The 14,836-nt window shown below is 68.3% G+C and carries 15 protein-coding genes; 9 read left to right on the forward strand and 6 right to left on the reverse strand.

What is annotated here, in order from left to right; translation table 11 throughout:
- Positions 1-49: 49 nt before the first annotated feature.
- Entirely contained in the window at positions 50-883 is an 834-nt protein-coding gene (locus JOF45_RS11245; RefSeq protein ID WP_245324219.1) for a hypothetical protein, read from the reverse strand.
- A gap of 208 nt (positions 884-1,091) precedes the next feature.
- Here JOF45_RS11245 and JOF45_RS11250 point away from each other — a divergent pair, with 208 nt between their 5' ends.
- Positions 1,092-2,342: a histidine kinase gene (locus JOF45_RS11250; protein ID WP_210049991.1), complete on the forward strand. Its 1,251-nt coding sequence runs from the start codon at positions 1,092-1,094 to the stop codon at positions 2,340-2,342.
- Positions 2,343-2,352: 10 nt separating this feature from the next.
- Positions 2,353-3,021, forward strand: coding sequence for a response regulator transcription factor (locus JOF45_RS11255; RefSeq protein WP_210049993.1), 669 nt, complete (start codon positions 2,353-2,355; stop codon positions 3,019-3,021).
- Positions 3,022-3,064: 43 nt separating this feature from the next.
- Here JOF45_RS11255 and JOF45_RS11260 read toward each other — a convergent pair whose 3' ends face one another.
- The gene (locus JOF45_RS11260; protein WP_245324220.1) at positions 3,065-3,613 is read right to left on the reverse strand and encodes a MarR family winged helix-turn-helix transcriptional regulator; all 549 of its coding nucleotides are present in this window, start codon (positions 3,611-3,613) and stop codon (positions 3,065-3,067) included.
- A 73-nt stretch (positions 3,614-3,686) separates the two neighbouring features.
- Here JOF45_RS11260 and JOF45_RS11265 point away from each other — a divergent pair, with 73 nt between their 5' ends.
- Positions 3,687-4,868 carry a ferrochelatase gene (locus JOF45_RS11265; protein WP_210049995.1) on the forward strand — a complete coding sequence of 394 codons (1,182 nt, stop codon included), beginning with the start codon at positions 3,687-3,689 and terminating at the stop codon, positions 4,866-4,868.
- A 109-nt stretch (positions 4,869-4,977) separates the two neighbouring features.
- Here the strand turns inward: JOF45_RS11265 and ppa are convergent, their stop codons facing one another.
- Entirely contained in the window at positions 4,978-5,457 is a 480-nt protein-coding gene (ppa, locus tag JOF45_RS11270; RefSeq protein ID WP_210051452.1) for an inorganic diphosphatase, read from the reverse strand.
- A 133-nt stretch (positions 5,458-5,590) separates the two neighbouring features.
- On the opposite strand from ppa, the gene JOF45_RS11275 reads away from it, so the two are divergent.
- The 4 genes from JOF45_RS11275 (at position 5,591) to JOF45_RS11290 (ending at position 8,343) form a co-directional block, all read left to right on the forward strand.
- A complete protein-coding gene (locus JOF45_RS11275; protein ID WP_210049997.1) occupies positions 5,591-6,166 on the forward strand; it encodes a GNAT family N-acetyltransferase in 576 nt (191 codons plus the stop codon).
- Positions 6,167-6,327: 161 nt separating this feature from the next.
- A complete protein-coding gene (locus JOF45_RS11280; RefSeq protein WP_210050005.1) occupies positions 6,328-6,915 on the forward strand; it encodes a winged helix-turn-helix domain-containing protein in 588 nt (195 codons plus the stop codon).
- Positions 6,912-8,000 carry a serine hydrolase domain-containing protein gene (locus JOF45_RS11285; protein WP_245324221.1) on the forward strand — a complete coding sequence of 363 codons (1,089 nt, stop codon included), beginning with the start codon at positions 6,912-6,914 and terminating at the stop codon, positions 7,998-8,000. Before JOF45_RS11280 ends, JOF45_RS11285 begins: the two co-directional genes overlap by 4 nt.
- Positions 7,993-8,343: a hypothetical protein gene (locus tag JOF45_RS11290; protein WP_210050013.1), complete on the forward strand. Its 351-nt coding sequence runs from the start codon at positions 7,993-7,995 to the stop codon at positions 8,341-8,343. Before JOF45_RS11285 ends, JOF45_RS11290 begins: the two co-directional genes overlap by 8 nt.
- A 19-nt stretch (positions 8,344-8,362) precedes the next feature.
- Here JOF45_RS11290 and JOF45_RS11295 read toward each other — a convergent pair whose 3' ends face one another.
- From JOF45_RS11295 to JOF45_RS11305, 3 genes are all read right to left on the reverse strand, one after another.
- Complete coding sequence (locus JOF45_RS11295; protein ID WP_210050015.1) at positions 8,363-9,535, reverse strand: DNA glycosylase AlkZ-like family protein; 1,173 nt, start codon at positions 9,533-9,535, stop codon at positions 8,363-8,365.
- Between the two features lie 163 nt (positions 9,536-9,698).
- Positions 9,699-10,772: a phosphatase PAP2 family protein gene (locus JOF45_RS11300; RefSeq protein WP_210050017.1), complete on the reverse strand. Its 1,074-nt coding sequence runs from the start codon at positions 10,770-10,772 to the stop codon at positions 9,699-9,701.
- A gap of 193 nt (positions 10,773-10,965) precedes the next feature.
- Positions 10,966-12,420, reverse strand: a complete 1,455-nt coding sequence (locus JOF45_RS11305) for a cytochrome P450 (protein WP_210050035.1) — start codon at positions 12,418-12,420, stop codon at positions 10,966-10,968.
- A gap of 241 nt (positions 12,421-12,661) precedes the next feature.
- Between JOF45_RS11305 and JOF45_RS11310 the strand changes: the two genes are divergently transcribed.
- Together JOF45_RS11310 and JOF45_RS11315 are read left to right on the forward strand one after the other, a co-directional pair.
- Positions 12,662-14,368, forward strand: a complete 1,707-nt coding sequence (locus tag JOF45_RS11310) for a carbon starvation CstA family protein (RefSeq protein WP_210050037.1) — start codon at positions 12,662-12,664, stop codon at positions 14,366-14,368.
- A 98-nt stretch (positions 14,369-14,466) separates the two neighbouring features.
- The gene (locus JOF45_RS11315) at positions 14,467-14,721 is read left to right on the forward strand and encodes a cory-CC-star protein (protein ID WP_210050039.1); all 255 of its coding nucleotides are present in this window, start codon (positions 14,467-14,469) and stop codon (positions 14,719-14,721) included.
- The last annotated feature ends 115 nt before the right edge of the window (positions 14,722-14,836 follow it).

Raw genomic sequence — 14,836 nt, forward strand, 5'->3', positions numbered from 1 at the left:
ACCACTCAGACGTGCCAACCGATGGTGGAGTGAGGGCCGAGGGAACGGCTCAGCTCACCTCGACGTAGACGGTGTCGGCGAACATGTCCGGGTCCACGGAGAGCACCCCGTCCTCGACGTCCTCCGAGGGGACGTGCAGGGCGATGTTCCCTGTCTCCGAGGCGCCCTCGTACAGGGTGGCCAAGGAGTCGAAGCTCTCCGGCGTCACCACAGACTGGTCCGCGGCGCTGAAGGTGTTGCCCGCCGGGGAGACGTAGGAGACCCCGACCCAGGGGCTGGCGCCGTCGGGATCCTCACCGGCATAGGTGGCGGTGACGTTGACCAGGATGTAGGTGTGACCCTCTGCGGGACCCTCGTTGAACTGATTCTCCGCGGCCACGGCTGCGTCAGCATCGAGGTCCACGCTGTTGACCGTGACCGTCCAATCGGAGGAGGACAGCTCCGTGCCCAGCGGGTAGGGGTTGGCGCGGGTTCCCTCATCAGCGTCCTCCTGACCCTGTTCCCCCTCAGAACCGTCCTGCTCAGAACCCTCCTCCTGCTGGGCGGGCTGGCTTCCGACGGTCTCGTCGGTGAACGCCTCATCGAAGGCATCGGCCACCACAGCGAAGAAGACCACCACGCCGACGATCGTGCCCACGACGGAGATGATCAGCCCGGCGATGCCGGAGCCGCGCCGCTTGCCCCGCAGGAACAGCGAGACCAGGGAGAGCACGAAGGCGATGGGCAGCAGGATCCAGCCGAGGATCAGCGCACCGGGCACGCAGGCGAAGATCGCGCCGAGGATGGCGGTGATCAGCGCGATCATGCCCAGGACGTTGCGGCCGGGCCTCTGGGTTCCGGAGCCGCTGGTCTCGGGGAGGTGTTCGGGGGCGGGAGCAGACATGGGATGCCTTCACTTTCTTCGATGTGTCGAGTGATTCTGTGCTGCGTGGTTCGACGTCGGATGCTGCACGTCGGCGTGCTCTTCCGAGCCTTCCGAAGTCCGACGTCGTCCGGGACACCGGATCAGACGGATCAGCATGCCCGATCAGGCATCCCTGTCTGACCGATCCGCGCTCCGAGACGTCCGCGGCTCTCCGTAGACTGACCGAATGCTCCCCCGAAAGCGGCTCCATCCGACCCTGCGCCTGCTGATCTCTGCGCTGATCGTCGCCGTCATGATCTTCATCGGGCTGCTGGTGCTGGTCTCAGCGGGCATGACCTCCCCGGCCGCCACCGATCCGGAGACCGGAGAGATCACCGACGCCGGCGCGATCACCGCTTTCTTCGGCATGCTGATCCTGCTGACGCTGCCCTGGTACCGCCGGGCCCCACTGGTGCCGATGATCGCCGGCACTGTCGGAGCGCTCCTGCTGCAGACCGACCCCTTCGTTCTGGCAGTGGGTCTGACCGTGTGGATCGTGCGCTGCCGCAGCCGCTGGCAGTGGGTGGTGGCCGGCGTCGGGCTGGCTGTGATCCCCATCAGCGCGGTGATCCATCTGGTGCGGCTGGGTGCCTGGCCGGACGAGGACTACCAACAGACCGGTCGGGTGCTGGTGACCTGCCTGACGGTGATCTGCCTGGGCCTGGTGCTGGGCATCTCCCTGTGGGCGCGGCAGCGGCGCTCCACACAGTTGGCCGAGGCCGATGCGCAGTCGGCTCAGCACAGCAGCGAGCAGCTCACCGATGAGCTGACCCGCCGCCGCGAGCGTGAGGACCTGGCTCGGGAGGTCCACGACACCCTGGCCGGGCGGCTCTCCGGACTGTCGCTGCAGGTCGGGAGCCTGGAGCAGACCTCCCAGCGCGGCGATGACCAGCAGATGGACGAGGCCCTGCGCACCACCCGCCGCTACGCCGACCAAGCCCTGACGGACCTGCGGACCCTGCTGGCCTCCCTGCGGGAGTCCGGTGCCTCCTCGGCGACCCCGGCGCAGACCCCGGCGGGCATCCCGGATCTCCAGGACATCCTCGACGACGCCGCCTCCTCCGGTCTGGACATCCGCCCCTACATCCTGCTGGACGGCTATTCCAGCGCACCGGCGGCACTGCAGCGGGCGATCCTGCGGATCACCCAGGAGGCGCTGACCAACGCCCTGCGGCACAGCGCGGACCAGGTGGTGCGGATGAGCCTCACCGGCGACCCGCAGCAGGGGGTGCGCCTGGGGTTCGGGAACCGGGCGGGGACGGCGTCGGGCTTCTCCGGAGGCTCACAGACCGGGCTGATCGGCATCCGGGAGCGGGCGGAGCTGCTGGGCGGATCCATGGAGGTCCAGCACGAGGGTGAGGAGTTCACACTCACCGTGTTCCTGCCCTGGGGCACGGAGGAGGGAGTTTCAGCCGCACCAGAGGGGGCCGGCCGGTAGACTCCTCGGCGTGCAGATCACGGCAGTCATGGTGGACGATGAGACGCTCGTCCTCGATTCTCTGGAACGCATCCTCAGCCGCGAGGAGGACATCACCGTGGTCGGCCGTGCGACCACCGGGCCTGAGGCGCTCCAGGCCGTGCGCACCCACCGTCCTGATGTGGTGCTGATGGATCTGCTGCTCAAAGGAGACTTCGACGGAGTGGAGGCCACCCGGCGGATCCGGAACACGCTGAACCCGCCGGCGGTGCTGGCGGTGACCAGCTTCGACACAGACACCTATATGCGCGGTGCTCTGGACGCCGGAGCCACCGGATTCCTGCTGAAGAACGACGCCACGACCTCCCTGGCCGAGGCCATCCGGATGGCCCACGCGGGTGATCCGATGATCTCTCCGGCGCTGACCTCACGGCTGATCGCCAGCTACGTGGCACCCCAGGCAGATCCGGTCTGCGCGGCGGCCCGCAGGCAGGTGGCCGGACTCTCCGCACGGGAGATCGACGTCGCCCAGCTGGTGGGTGCAGGCAGGACCTACGACGACATCGCCCGGCAGCTGTTCATCTCCCCGAGCACGGTCAAGAGCACCATCAGGCGGGCGATGAGCAAGACCGGAGCCGACTCGGGAGCGCAGGTGGCAGTGCTGGTGGCCCAAGCGCGGCTGGACCTGCTGGAGGGTTGAGCCTGCTGGAGGGTTGAGCCTGCTGGAACGCTGAATCCGGGGCTCAGCCCTGCGTTCCCTCGGTCGCGGCCAGAGCGTCGAGGAATCGGATCACCGTCTCGCGCTCCTGTCCGCTGAGCTGGGCCGCCACACGCAGCCGTTCAGCATGGCTGCGGCCCACCGATTCACGCGCGGCACGCTGAGTCTCCTCAGTGACCTCCACCGTGGTGCTGCGGCGGTCCTGAGGGTGCGGAGCCCGGCGGATGTGCCCACCCTGCGCCAGACGGTCCAGCAGCTTGGTGACTGAGGGCATGGAGATCCCCAGATGCTCGGCGAGACGCCGCGGGGTCGTCAGCTCGCCGGAGCGCTGGGCGGCCAGGGCCACCCGGATGGCCCGCATATCGGTCTCGCCGAGGTTCATATACCGGCGCGAGGCCTCGCTCATGCGCCGCTCGGCCCGGTGCCAGCGCCCCAGCGCCTCCAGAACGACCACAGCGCCGTCGAGGTCTTCCTCCGACACCTCTCCATGGGCTATGAGCTCACCTGCAGGGTCCATGACCCGCGGATCCACCATGGACGAATCCGGGTGCTCGGGTGTCGATGCATCGCCCAACTGGACAGAACCTCCAACTACTACGCTAAGCTAATTATTAGCTAGGCTAACTGATTTCCGAGGAGTCCCCGCCATGAGCGCACAGCACGAACCTGTCCCGCACGCCACAGAGGCCTCCGCAGCAGGCGACGCCCACGTCACCCACCCTCAGGAGTACGACGCCATTCTGCTCGCCGGCTTCGGAGGGCCGGAAGGCCAAGAGGACGTCATACCCTTCCTGCGCAACGTTACCCGCGGCCGAGGGATCCCGGACGAGCGCCTCGAAGAAGTCGCCCACCACTACCGGCACTTCGGAGGCGTCAGCCCCATCAACGAGCAGAACCGCCGGCTGCGCGAGGCCGTGGAGCAGGAGCTGCGCCGCCGCGGCATCCGGCAACCGGTCCTCTGGGGCAATCGCAACTGGGCACCTTATCTGGAGGACACAGTCGGGGAAGCCGCCGACGCCGGCCACACCCGTCTGCTGGGCCTGGCCACCAGCGCCTACAGCTCCTACTCCAGCTGCCGGCAGTACCGGGAGGACTTCGCCCGAGCCCTGATCAGCACGGGCCTGGCGGGCCGCGTGCGGATCGACAAGGTCCGGCAGTTCTTCGACGCTCCCGGCTTCGTCGAACCCTTCGCGGAATCGGTGGGCGCTGCCGTCTCCGAGTTCCGCCGCCAGGGCTTGGCCGATGACGAGATCCGCGTCCTGTTCTGCACCCACAGCATCCCGGTCGACGACGCCGAGCGCTCAGGCCCCCGCGACCAGGACTTCGGCCCAGGCGGGGCCTACGCGGCGCAGCACCACGCCGTGGCGGCACGAGTCATGGAGCGCATCCGTCAGGAACACGGCGGGCAGACCGCCCCTGATGGGGAGGTGGTCTACCAATCTCGCTCCGGGCCGGCCTCCCAGCCCTGGCTGGAGCCGGACGTGTGCGACCGCATCGCCGAGCTGCCGGCAGAGGGGGTGCGCGCCGTCGTGCTGTCTCCGCTGGGCTTCCTCAGCGACCACATGGAAGTCATGTGGGACCTGGACGAGGAAGCCATGGAGGCCGCACGGGAGGCGGGCCTGCGGGCAGCCCGCACTGCCACCCCCGGAGTGCACCCCTCCTTCGTCTCCGGCCTGGCAGATCTGATCGAGGAGCGGATGGCCGGCACTGAGCCGGACCGTCGGACCGCGGAGACCGGCCTGGGCCCCTGGTTCGACGTCTGCCGGCCGGGCTGCTGTGAGAACGTCAGGGCCGGCTTCAGACCAGCAGCGGCCGGCGTCGCTCCGTGATCTGGTGCTGCGAGAGGCGGTGAAACACATCGAGTGGCACATCTGAGTCGCCGCGCGGGTGTTCTGCGCACTCAGATATGCCACTCGATGAGAAGCGGTGGGGCGTGAGTCAGCCCTTGAAGCGCTCGATGGAGCGCTGCAGCTCAGCCTCAGCCTCTTCGCGGCCCTGCCAGCCTTCGATCTTGACCCACTTGCCGGGCTCGAGATCCTTGTAGCGAGTGAAGAAGTGCTCGATCTCCTGCTGCAGGTGCTCACCCAGATCGGAGAGCTCCTGGATGTGGTCGAAGCGCTTGTCGTCCGGAACGCAGACCAGCTTGGCGTCGCCGCCGCCGTCGTCGGTCATGTTCAGCACGCCCACCGGACGAGCCTCCACGACCACGCCCGGGATCAGGTCCACACCGGGGATGTAGACCAGGGCGTCCAGCGGGTCGCCGTCCTCGCCGAGGGTGTCGTCGAAGTAGCCGTAGTGGGTGGGGTACTGCATGGGGGTGTAGAGCACGCGGTCGAGGCGGAGACGGTGGGTCTCGTGGTCGATCTCGTACTTGACGCGGGATCCCTCGGGGATCTCGATGGTCACGTCGCGGACAATAGCCACTTTTCCTCCTTGGAGACAGGTGTCAGGCTCACCGCTCAGTGTATGACGACGACGCCGCCCCGCGCTTGTCACGCATGTTGCGGGGCGAGGAGCGGGGTGCGCGGCACCCCGGTGTAGGGTCCCAGCCATGGATGCAGTGTCAGGGGATCAGATCGAGCTGATGGGCGCCCGGCTGCGGCTGCGTGCGCCGACGGAGCGCGATGCGGGCTTCGCCCGGGACATGTATTCACGGGCGGAGGTCACCCGGTTCCTGGGCACCCACGATTGGACAGAGACCACACACGAGGAAGCTCTGGCCCGGATCCGGCGGTACCGCGAGCGCTTCGGACCCGGCACCGGAGCCTGGCTGATCGAGACGCTTGAGACCGGCTCATCAGCGGGCTTCGCCCTCATGAAACCCATCCCCTTCTCCGCCCATGTGAAGGATGAGTCGGCAGAGGACATCGAGATCGGCTGGCACCTGCATCCTGACGCCTGGGGCTCCGGCTACGCCACCGAGGCCGCCCGACTGCTGATCGCACACGCCCGCCGGGCCGGACACCGAGAGCTGGCGGCGGTCACGAACCCGGAGAACCTCGCCTCGCAGAGGGTCGCCGCACGGATCGGCATGATCCACCAGGGCCCCAGCAACCGCTACTACGACACCACCTGTGAGCTCTTCACCCTAGATCTCAGCGCCCCTCCTCAGCCCACACACCGGTGAACTTCCACGGCATTCTCCCTCTTCCACAGTCTTACTGGGAGTGGAACTCTGCACGAGCCATGGAAGCTTGAAGCGGCTCCACCCCTCACCGGGTGAAGTCGGACCGGCATCCCAGCTCCACGCGTATTTCAACAATTACGTAATTGTTGTACTCTCACAGCATGAGCACTGAGGATCGAGTCGTCGCACTGGAGGAACGGGTCGCCGTCCTCGAGTCCGCGCTGCAGCAGAGCAGGGGTGCCGCACCCGCGCATCAGTCACCTCAAGCATCGGTGCCCCCAGCACAGGTCCCGCGGACAGAGGAGTCGACGCCGCAGGACCCAACCCCGCAGACCCCCTCCGACGACGACGCCTTCTGGGCGCTGGAGGGACTGCGCGCCCGCACTCCAGAACCTGGCGCGGTGATGATGGTCGGCTCAGTCCAGGTCCCCTCCGGGGGTGAGGCCCGTTGGCAGATGGCCGCCGGGGCGGACGAACTCTTCTCCTCGGACTTCGCCGACCGCGCCGAGTCGCTCTCAGCCCTGGCTCACCCGGCCCGGCTGCGCATCCTGCAGCAGCTGATGGCCGAGGCCGAGACCGTCCAGGATCTCGTCGGCACCGGAGAGTTCGGCACCAGTGGGCAGGTCTACCACCACCTGCGCCAGCTGACCTCTTCCGGATGGCTGCGCGCCTCAGGCGGCGGCCGCTATGAGGTCCCAGCGGCCCGGGTGGTGCCGCTGCTGACCATCCTGCTGGGAGTGGACCGATGAACCGGCGCCGCACGGTGGCCGTCATGGCGACCTTCGCCGTCGTCGGGGCCCTGGTGGGCGCCCTGCTGCGGCCCGGGGCGGGTTCCATCGATGAGAGCACTCCCGTCCACGGCGACGCCGAGTTGGCCACACAGACGTTGGAGCACCTCTCCACTGAGGGCATGTATGCGTTGAGCATCGCCGAGGTCAGCCCTGAGGGGACGCGGACCGCGACCATCGGCGCCCCGTTGGACGGAGCCTTCGAGATCGGATCCGTCTCCAAAGCCATCACCGGCCTCCTCTACGCTGAGGCGCTGGAGCGCGGAGAGGTCCACCCGGAGACCACATTGGGTCAGGTCTTCCAGCTCGCAGACGCAGCAGCCGGTGAGGTCACCCTGGAGGGGCTCAGTCAGCACCGTTCGGGGCTGCCGCGACTGCCGATCTCGCTGACCATGATGGTCGACTCCTACCGCTGGCTGCTGCTGGGCCACAACCCCTACCGCGAGGAGCCCGCCGACGTCGTCGAAGACCTGCGCAGCGTCTCAGTGGGCGGTGACGACCCCTCCTACTCCAACGTGGGCTACGCCGCGCTGGGCCTGGCTCTTGCCGCAGTCGCCGAGACGTCCTATTCGGAGCTGGTGCGCAGTCGGCTGGCCGAACCGCTGGGTCTGGAGACCTTCTACCTCCCAGACCATGGAGACGGGGCGGCTCACCCGCAGGCGGTGGACGGCCGGAGCGCATCCGGACGCGCCCAGCAGCCCTGGGACTCCGCCGGATATGCCCCGGCCGGGGGCATCCGCGCCGATGCCGACTCGATGGCCGGCCTGGCCCAGGCGCTCCTGTCCGACGAGGCCCCGGGGGCCTCCGCGCTGGATCCGGTCAGCGACTTCGACGAGTCCACGCAGATCGGTGCCGGGTGGCTGACCCAGGAACATCAGGGCCGCGAGATCACCTGGCACAACGGCCAGACCGGCGGCTTCTCCACGTGGTTCGGCCTTGACCGCGAGCGCGGCACTGCCGTGTTCATCTCCGCGGCCTCCGACCACCCCGTGGACGACGCCGGCCGGACCCTGCTGCTGGAGGCGGGACGGAGCAGCGATGACTGACCCGCCGACAGTCGTGGCCGTCATCCTCTGGGCGGCGACGATGATCGACCTCATCTCAGCGGCAAGGAAGGCCGTCGACCGATCTCGCCTGGTCACCGCCGCGATCTTTGCCCTCTTCGGACTGACGGCGGCCCGGGCGCTGCTGCCCGCCGAACCATGGGCGGCCTGGGGCTGGGTCGCAGCCAGCGCCTTCTATGCCGCAGTGCTGGGGCGGGCGGTTCTGCAGGGGCGGGACCTGCCGTGGTTCCGAGTTGAGGCCGGACGCTGGGCCAGGGTGCGCACCGTGACCTGGGGCGCCGTCGTCGTCGCGCTGACTGCAGGAGTGCTCTGGTCGTTCCTCTGAACGGTCGGACCACGCCTTCTCACTGCGGCATACGCAGCCCGACGCCGAGCTGGCGGGCCAGCGTGCCCGCAGCCGCCTTGGTGCGGGCTTCCACGCTGCGGCGCGGCACACCGGTCTCCGGGAAGATCCGGTTGACCACGAGCTCCCCGTCCTTGCGCCACAGGTCCACGCGGCCGATCAGCCGGTCTGCGGAGAGCACACCCATCACGTAGTGCCCGTAGATCCGCTCGGCCCTCGGCACATAGGCCTCGAAAGTGTAGTCGAAGCCGAAGATGCGCAGGGCCCGGCGGCAGTCGCGAAGCAGGGGATCGAAGGGGCCGATCAGCCGCGCCTCCTGCACCGGGCCCAGGCCCCGGGAATCCGTCTCAGCGGGCTCATCCGCTGAGTCCAGCAGCTCCGGCAGGCTGTAGGCCGTCTCCTTCCACCCCTGGACCTGCAGCGGCACCAGTCCGGCAAGCTCGATGCCGTGGGCGGCGTCGGCTCGGCTCAGGTGGTAGTGGTGGGCGAAGTCGCCTACAGTCATCACCGTGAGCGCGCCGGCGGCGCGGCGGGCCAGACCAGCCCGCAGCTCGTCGGCCGGCAGATGCTCCGCCTCGCGCAGGGCGGCCGGTAGGGCACGCTCCGGCAGGTCGAACAGGCGCACGACGCCGTCACGTGCGGTGATCACCAGCTCACCGGTGCGGACCATCAGTTCCGCGCTCTGCTTGATCTCCGACCAGTTCCAGCCGGTGGTGCGGGCACTCCCCAAGGCCGCCTCGAGAGTGCCGACCTGGACTCCACGCGGGCTCTGGGCCACGACCTCTCGGATCTGCTCGGCGACGCTGCGGTCCAGGGTGGAGGCGGCGGCCTCCCGGACGGTTTCGCGGCGCAGCTGCAGCAACGGCCAATCCTCCAGCGGGAAGACGCAGGCGACTTTGGTGAACGCCTCGAAGGACACCGGCTCGGCCGGCGAGTCCGGGCCGGCGGGCCACAGGGCGGCGTCCACCTCTTCTGCCCGGGCGCTGCGTGGCAGCCGGGTCAGCGAGGTGAGCCGCTGGGCGGTGGAGACCCGGGTGAGCGGGTCCAGCTGGATGAGGCCCAGACCGCGGAGGACGGCGCCGGCGTCGTCGTAGTGTCCCGGACCTGCTGGCCGCGGGATCCGCTGGGCGGCCACCACCACCGCACGCACCTGGTCCTGCGTCATCTCAGCCATGCGAACACCCTATCCCCGCCCCTCGAGCGCCGCGGGCGATCACGGACAGAACCGCGGGTGATCACAGACAGGGCCGCGGGTGATCACAGACAGAGAGGGGCCGCCGGCGATGTGCCGACGACCCCTCTCTTGCGCTCACCGCTCGTGGCGAGGCTGGTGCGGATCAGACCCGCAGGGCGGGTTTCTCCGGTCTCACACCTTCCGGGGTCTCCGTCATGTCCGAGTCCAGCGTCCGCCGTCTGGAGTACTGGTTGCCGGTGGCCCATGCACCGATGGCCACCGCGAGCCAACCGATGACGATGCCGGCCAGGCTGTCCACCAGGTAGTGCCAGCCGAAGTACAGCGTGGCGATGAAGGTCAGGCCGAAGAAGATCCAGCCGGCCCAGCGGATGACCGCGTTGCGCACGGTCTTGTGCGCGAAGAGCGCCATGGTGAAGGTGACCGAGCAGTGCAGGGAGGCGAAGGCCGCCACACCGTGGATCGCGTCAGCGGTGACCGGGTCGGCCAGGAACTCCATCCGGTTGTTCCACAGCGCATCCTGCAGCGACGTCGTATTGGTCTCGGGCAGGGCCCCGTAGGCGTAGTTGGTGCCCTCGTAGTAGATCGGCCCGACCGCGGGCAGCATGTAATAGCACACCGTGCCGATGATCCAGTTCAGGCTCATCGCAGTGGCGTACCAGGCACCGACACGCAGGTCCCGGCTGAAGACCAGGACCACGCCGAGGCTGATCGGGATCAGCGGCAGATAGAACAGGTAGACCCAGGAGAGCACGGCCGCACTCACGCCGACGCCGAACATGTCCTGCAGCACGAAGGCGGGGTTGACCCCGCCGAAGAGGAACTGGTCCAGAGCTGCCAGCTCGGTGTCCCAGACGACCTCGTTGGTGAAGATCGGAAGCATGCTCTTGAGGTTGCGGTAGCCCACGTAGCAGACATAGAACGCGAGCATGCCGGTGGCGATGTAGAGGGCGCGCTTGACGGTCCACTCATGCTTCACGACTTCGACCATCCCGCGTGGGATCTCTTTCCAGCCGCGGCGGCGGATGGCGGCGGGGAGGAGCCCGGCGAGGAACATCAGGACGCCGAGCATCGGCAGACGGACATAGGCGGGGCCGAGGAAACCTTCGGGATCGCGCAGTCCGACGCCGGTATACATCGACGCCGCGATGGCGAGCACACCCGTCACGATGGAGACGATGACGATGAAGGTGTAGGGCCACGAGCGGAGGAACTTCATCCGAAAATTATATGACGCATTCATGACATTTTGGTAAACATCCCCGTCGTGGCGGCATCACATGAAGGTCACGATTCAGGCCCTCCAGCGGTACCGATGCTCCGGCCGACCCGCCTGCCCATAGCGGAGCTCCAGGTCAGACCGATGCCGATGGACTACCGTGGGCGCCATCCCCCTGAGCTGAGCCCGACCCTCAGGAGAGACGGAACTCCAGCCCGTAGTTGTTGAGCAGAGCGGGCAGGCTGCCCGGAGTGAGCTCGTGGGAGGTCAGCTCCACGCAGCGATCGTCCACCAGCTGAGCCAGGAAGTTACTGGTCAGCAGCAGGACCAGATGCCGACCGGGGCAGATTCCGGTGCCCATGGAGAACGGCATCAGCGGCCATTCATCCCGACCGCGGGGCCGGTCCCAGATCTCCGGGGCGAAGTGGTGGGCGAACTCCAGGTGGCGCTCATCCCGGTGGAAGTAGGGGGCGAAGATCAGCGTGGAGGTGCCGGCCGGCAGCACCCCGCAGTCGAACTCCACCTCCATCGTGGTCTCACGCAGGATCATCGGCGTGGTCGCCCACAGCCGCAGCGACTCCAGCACAGAGGCACGCAGCAGCCGCAGCTCAGGCACCGCCGCACCGGACTCCTGGCTGACCTGCAGCCGGGCGGCGTCGAGACGGTCAGGGTGGGCCGCCAGCAGCGCCAGGGCGCGGAACGTGGCCATTCCGGCAGGGTCGAAGGCGAAGAGCCATTGCGGCACCTGATTCTCCGGCTCCGCAGCCTCGGGCCCCTCCCCTGACTCCGTCCCGCCGCCTCCGTGGGCCTCTGCCATATGCGCGGCCAGGCTGCCGGGCTCTGCCTGCTCCAGCGCCTGGCGGATCCCGGCGATCAGCTCATCCCGGTCCTCCTGGGGCACAGGCTTCAGGAAGGCCCAGTTCCCGGAGGCACGCAGGCTCTCCATCAGCTCAGTGAACTCCGCATCATCCGCCCAGGAGTCCCCGAGGACCACCCGGCGCACCACCCGTTGCCACGCGGTGTGGAAAGGCTCCCAGCCCAACCGACCGCCGTCGCGCTCCACCTGCTTCAGCAGGCGCTGCGCCTCCTCCTGCACGATCGGCATGAACTGAGCCGCGGCATGGTGGATGGGGTGGTCGTGGCCCAGGGCCTCCTCATTGAGGCGACGCCGCTCGGCCCGCTCCTCGTCGTGGGAGATCAGCGAGACCTTGGGTTCGAAATGCTTCAGCGCGTTCCGCTTCAGCATCTCCCCCGGGGCGAAGGGTTCCGGGGTCTCCTCCAACACCCGGTGGCAGTGCTCAGGATCCAGCACCATAGCCATCCTCTTCCCCGGCAGGTTCAGCATCACCGGCCCGCTGCCGTACTTCTCCGACACCTTGTGCATGCGCTTCACCGCACGGGCCTCCAGGCCGAGGCGCTCGACGCCGGCCACCATTTTGGGCCGCCGCAGGATGGGGCCCTTGGCGATCGTGGGCAGCTGCACCTCCCCCACCACCTGAGCAGTCTCCGCCAAGGTGAGCCGGGGCAGCGGATTCTGCACGCTCGTGGGGCCTTCTGCGCAGGCCGGCGCGGTCACCGCATGCTGACCTTCGGGGACTTCACGGCTGCCGTCAGGGATGTGCTGCTGAGATTGGGAACGCTGTGTCACGGAACTGCACCCTTCGTCGTCCTGTTGCGCACTCATCTCACACTGCTGACACCAGGCTAGGTGGGCGCCGGCCGGAGCAACACCCCTCGAACGGGAGCCCCGGGAGCCTGCCGAGGCCGCGGAGCCGACCGAGACCAGGAGCCCGCTCCGGCAGGCCGCCGCGCCGCAGAGCCGGAACCCAGTGTGCTCCAGGTAACATGGGATAGATCACTCCAGAAGTTCCCGCACCCGAGGAGACCCCATGAACTCCCTCATCCTGGCCGTCATCGGCATCGCCATGATGGTCGCCGGGTACATCCTGTACTCGAAATTCCTGGCCAAGAAGGTCTACCGACTCAACGCCGAGTTCAAGACCCCCGCCCACGAGTTCGACGACGGCGTCGACTACGTCCCCACCAACCGTTACGTCCTCTGGGGCCACCACTTCACCTCGGTGGCCGGGGCCGCACCCATCGTGGGCCCCGCCGTCGCCGTGATCTGGGGCTGGCTGCCCGCGTTCCTCTGGGTCACCATCGGCACCATCTTCATCGCCGGCATGCACGACCTGGGTGCCCTCTGGGCCTCCCAGCGGAACAAGGGCCGATCCATCGGCACCCTCTCCGGGCGCTACATCGGCCCGCGCGGACGCAACCTCTTCCTGGTGGTCGTCTTCCTGCTGCTGCTCATGGTGGTCTGCGCCTTCGGCGTGGTCATCTCCGACCTGCTCGTCGCCCAGCCCGGAGCCGTCATCCCCGTCTGGGGCGCGCTGGTGGTCGCGCTGCTGGTGGGCCAGGCGATCTACCGCCTGCGGATGAACCTGCTGCTGGTCACCGCACTCGGCGTCGCGGCGCTCTACGGCCTGATCATCCTGGGCAACGCCTACCCGGTCAGCCTGCCGGAGGAGTTCCTGGGACTGAACCCGAACGGCCAGTGGATCGTGCTGCTGTTCATCTATGCCGGCGTCGCCTCCCTGCTGCCGGTGTGGGTGCTGCTGCAGCCGCGCGACTACATCAACGGCATCCAGCTCTTCGTGGGCCTGGGCATCCTCTACGGCGCCGTGCTGATCGCGACGCCGACCATCGTGGCCCCGGCCTTCAACGAGCACGTCCCCGAGGGCACGCCCTCGATCGTGCCGCTGCTGTTCGTGACCATCGCCTGCGGTGCGATCTCCGGGTTCCACGGCACAGTGGCCACCGGCACCACCTCCAAGCAGCTGGACCGTGAGACCGACGCGAAGTTCGTCGGGTACTTCGGCGCCGTGGGCGAGGGCCTGCTGGCTCTGGGCGCGATCATCGCCACCACTGCGGGCTTCCAGACCATCGCCGACTGGGAAGAGGTCTACCACGAGTTCCAGGCCGGCGGCGTGCCGGCCTTCGTGGAGGGCGGCGGCGCCATCGTCAACGCCGGGCTGGGCATCCCTACCGGCCTCTCGGCCACCATCCTGGCCACCATGGCGGTGCTGTTCGCCGCGACCACGATGGACACCGGTGTGCGCCTGATGCGCTTCGTGGTCCAGGAGATCGGTGAGATGGCCAAGGTGCGGATCAACATCTGGGCCGCCACTGCGGTGGCGGTGGTGATCGCTGCCGCACTGACGTTCTCCCAGGGCGCCGATGGATCCGGCGGCATGCTGATCTGGCCGCTGTTCGGCACCACCAACCAGCTCTTGGCAGCCCTGACCATGGGCATCATCACCGTGATGCTCATCCGGAAGTCCCGCCCGATCCTGCCGGTGCTCGTCCCGATGGCCTTCGTGCTGGTGATGAGCCTCTACGCCGCGCTGGTCCAGGTGGTCGGCTTCTACGAGGACGGCGAGTGGCTGCTGTTCACCCTCAACGTCATCATCCTGGTGGCCGGATCCTGGGTGCTGGTGGAGTCGATCATCGCCATGCTCGCCGCCCGGAAAGCGGAGAAGGAGCCCGAGGACGACGAGCTGCTCACTGCGGAGCAGAAGCTTCCGCTGGACTGAGCTGATCGGTGACGGGCGGACCGTTCGCGGAACAGGCGGGCCGATCGCGGAACGGGCGGGACTCAGCGGAGTCCCGCCCGAGACGGAGCGGACGTGTGATGGAGCTGCTGAAGCGTGTGAACGCGGGGCTGCGTGAGTTCTACGCGGCCCCGCATCGCCGTGCCTTCGCCCGAGCTCAGCGCGATGAGGAGGACCTGTTCATGATGCTGGTCCTCTCCGAGGCCCTAGGCGTGCCGAACCCGGCCTCCGGCGCCACGCTGGAGCTGCTGCCGGAGATGCTGGACCGTATGCACGACTGGCACATCCGCCAAGGGATGGACCGATCCCCCATCGACGGCCTCGGCTGCTGCTGAGGCGCAGGCCGGCGTCGGGAGTCCGGCACCTGCGCCGGGACGGACCCTGCACCGGGACGAACGCTGCGCCCGGATCACCCCGCCGACATCCTGAGATCCGTCCGATTGCGCCGTT

The sequence above is a fragment of the Nesterenkonia lacusekhoensis genome (genome assembly GCF_017876395.1).
Classification (GTDB): domain Bacteria; phylum Actinomycetota; class Actinomycetes; order Actinomycetales; family Micrococcaceae; genus Nesterenkonia; species Nesterenkonia lacusekhoensis.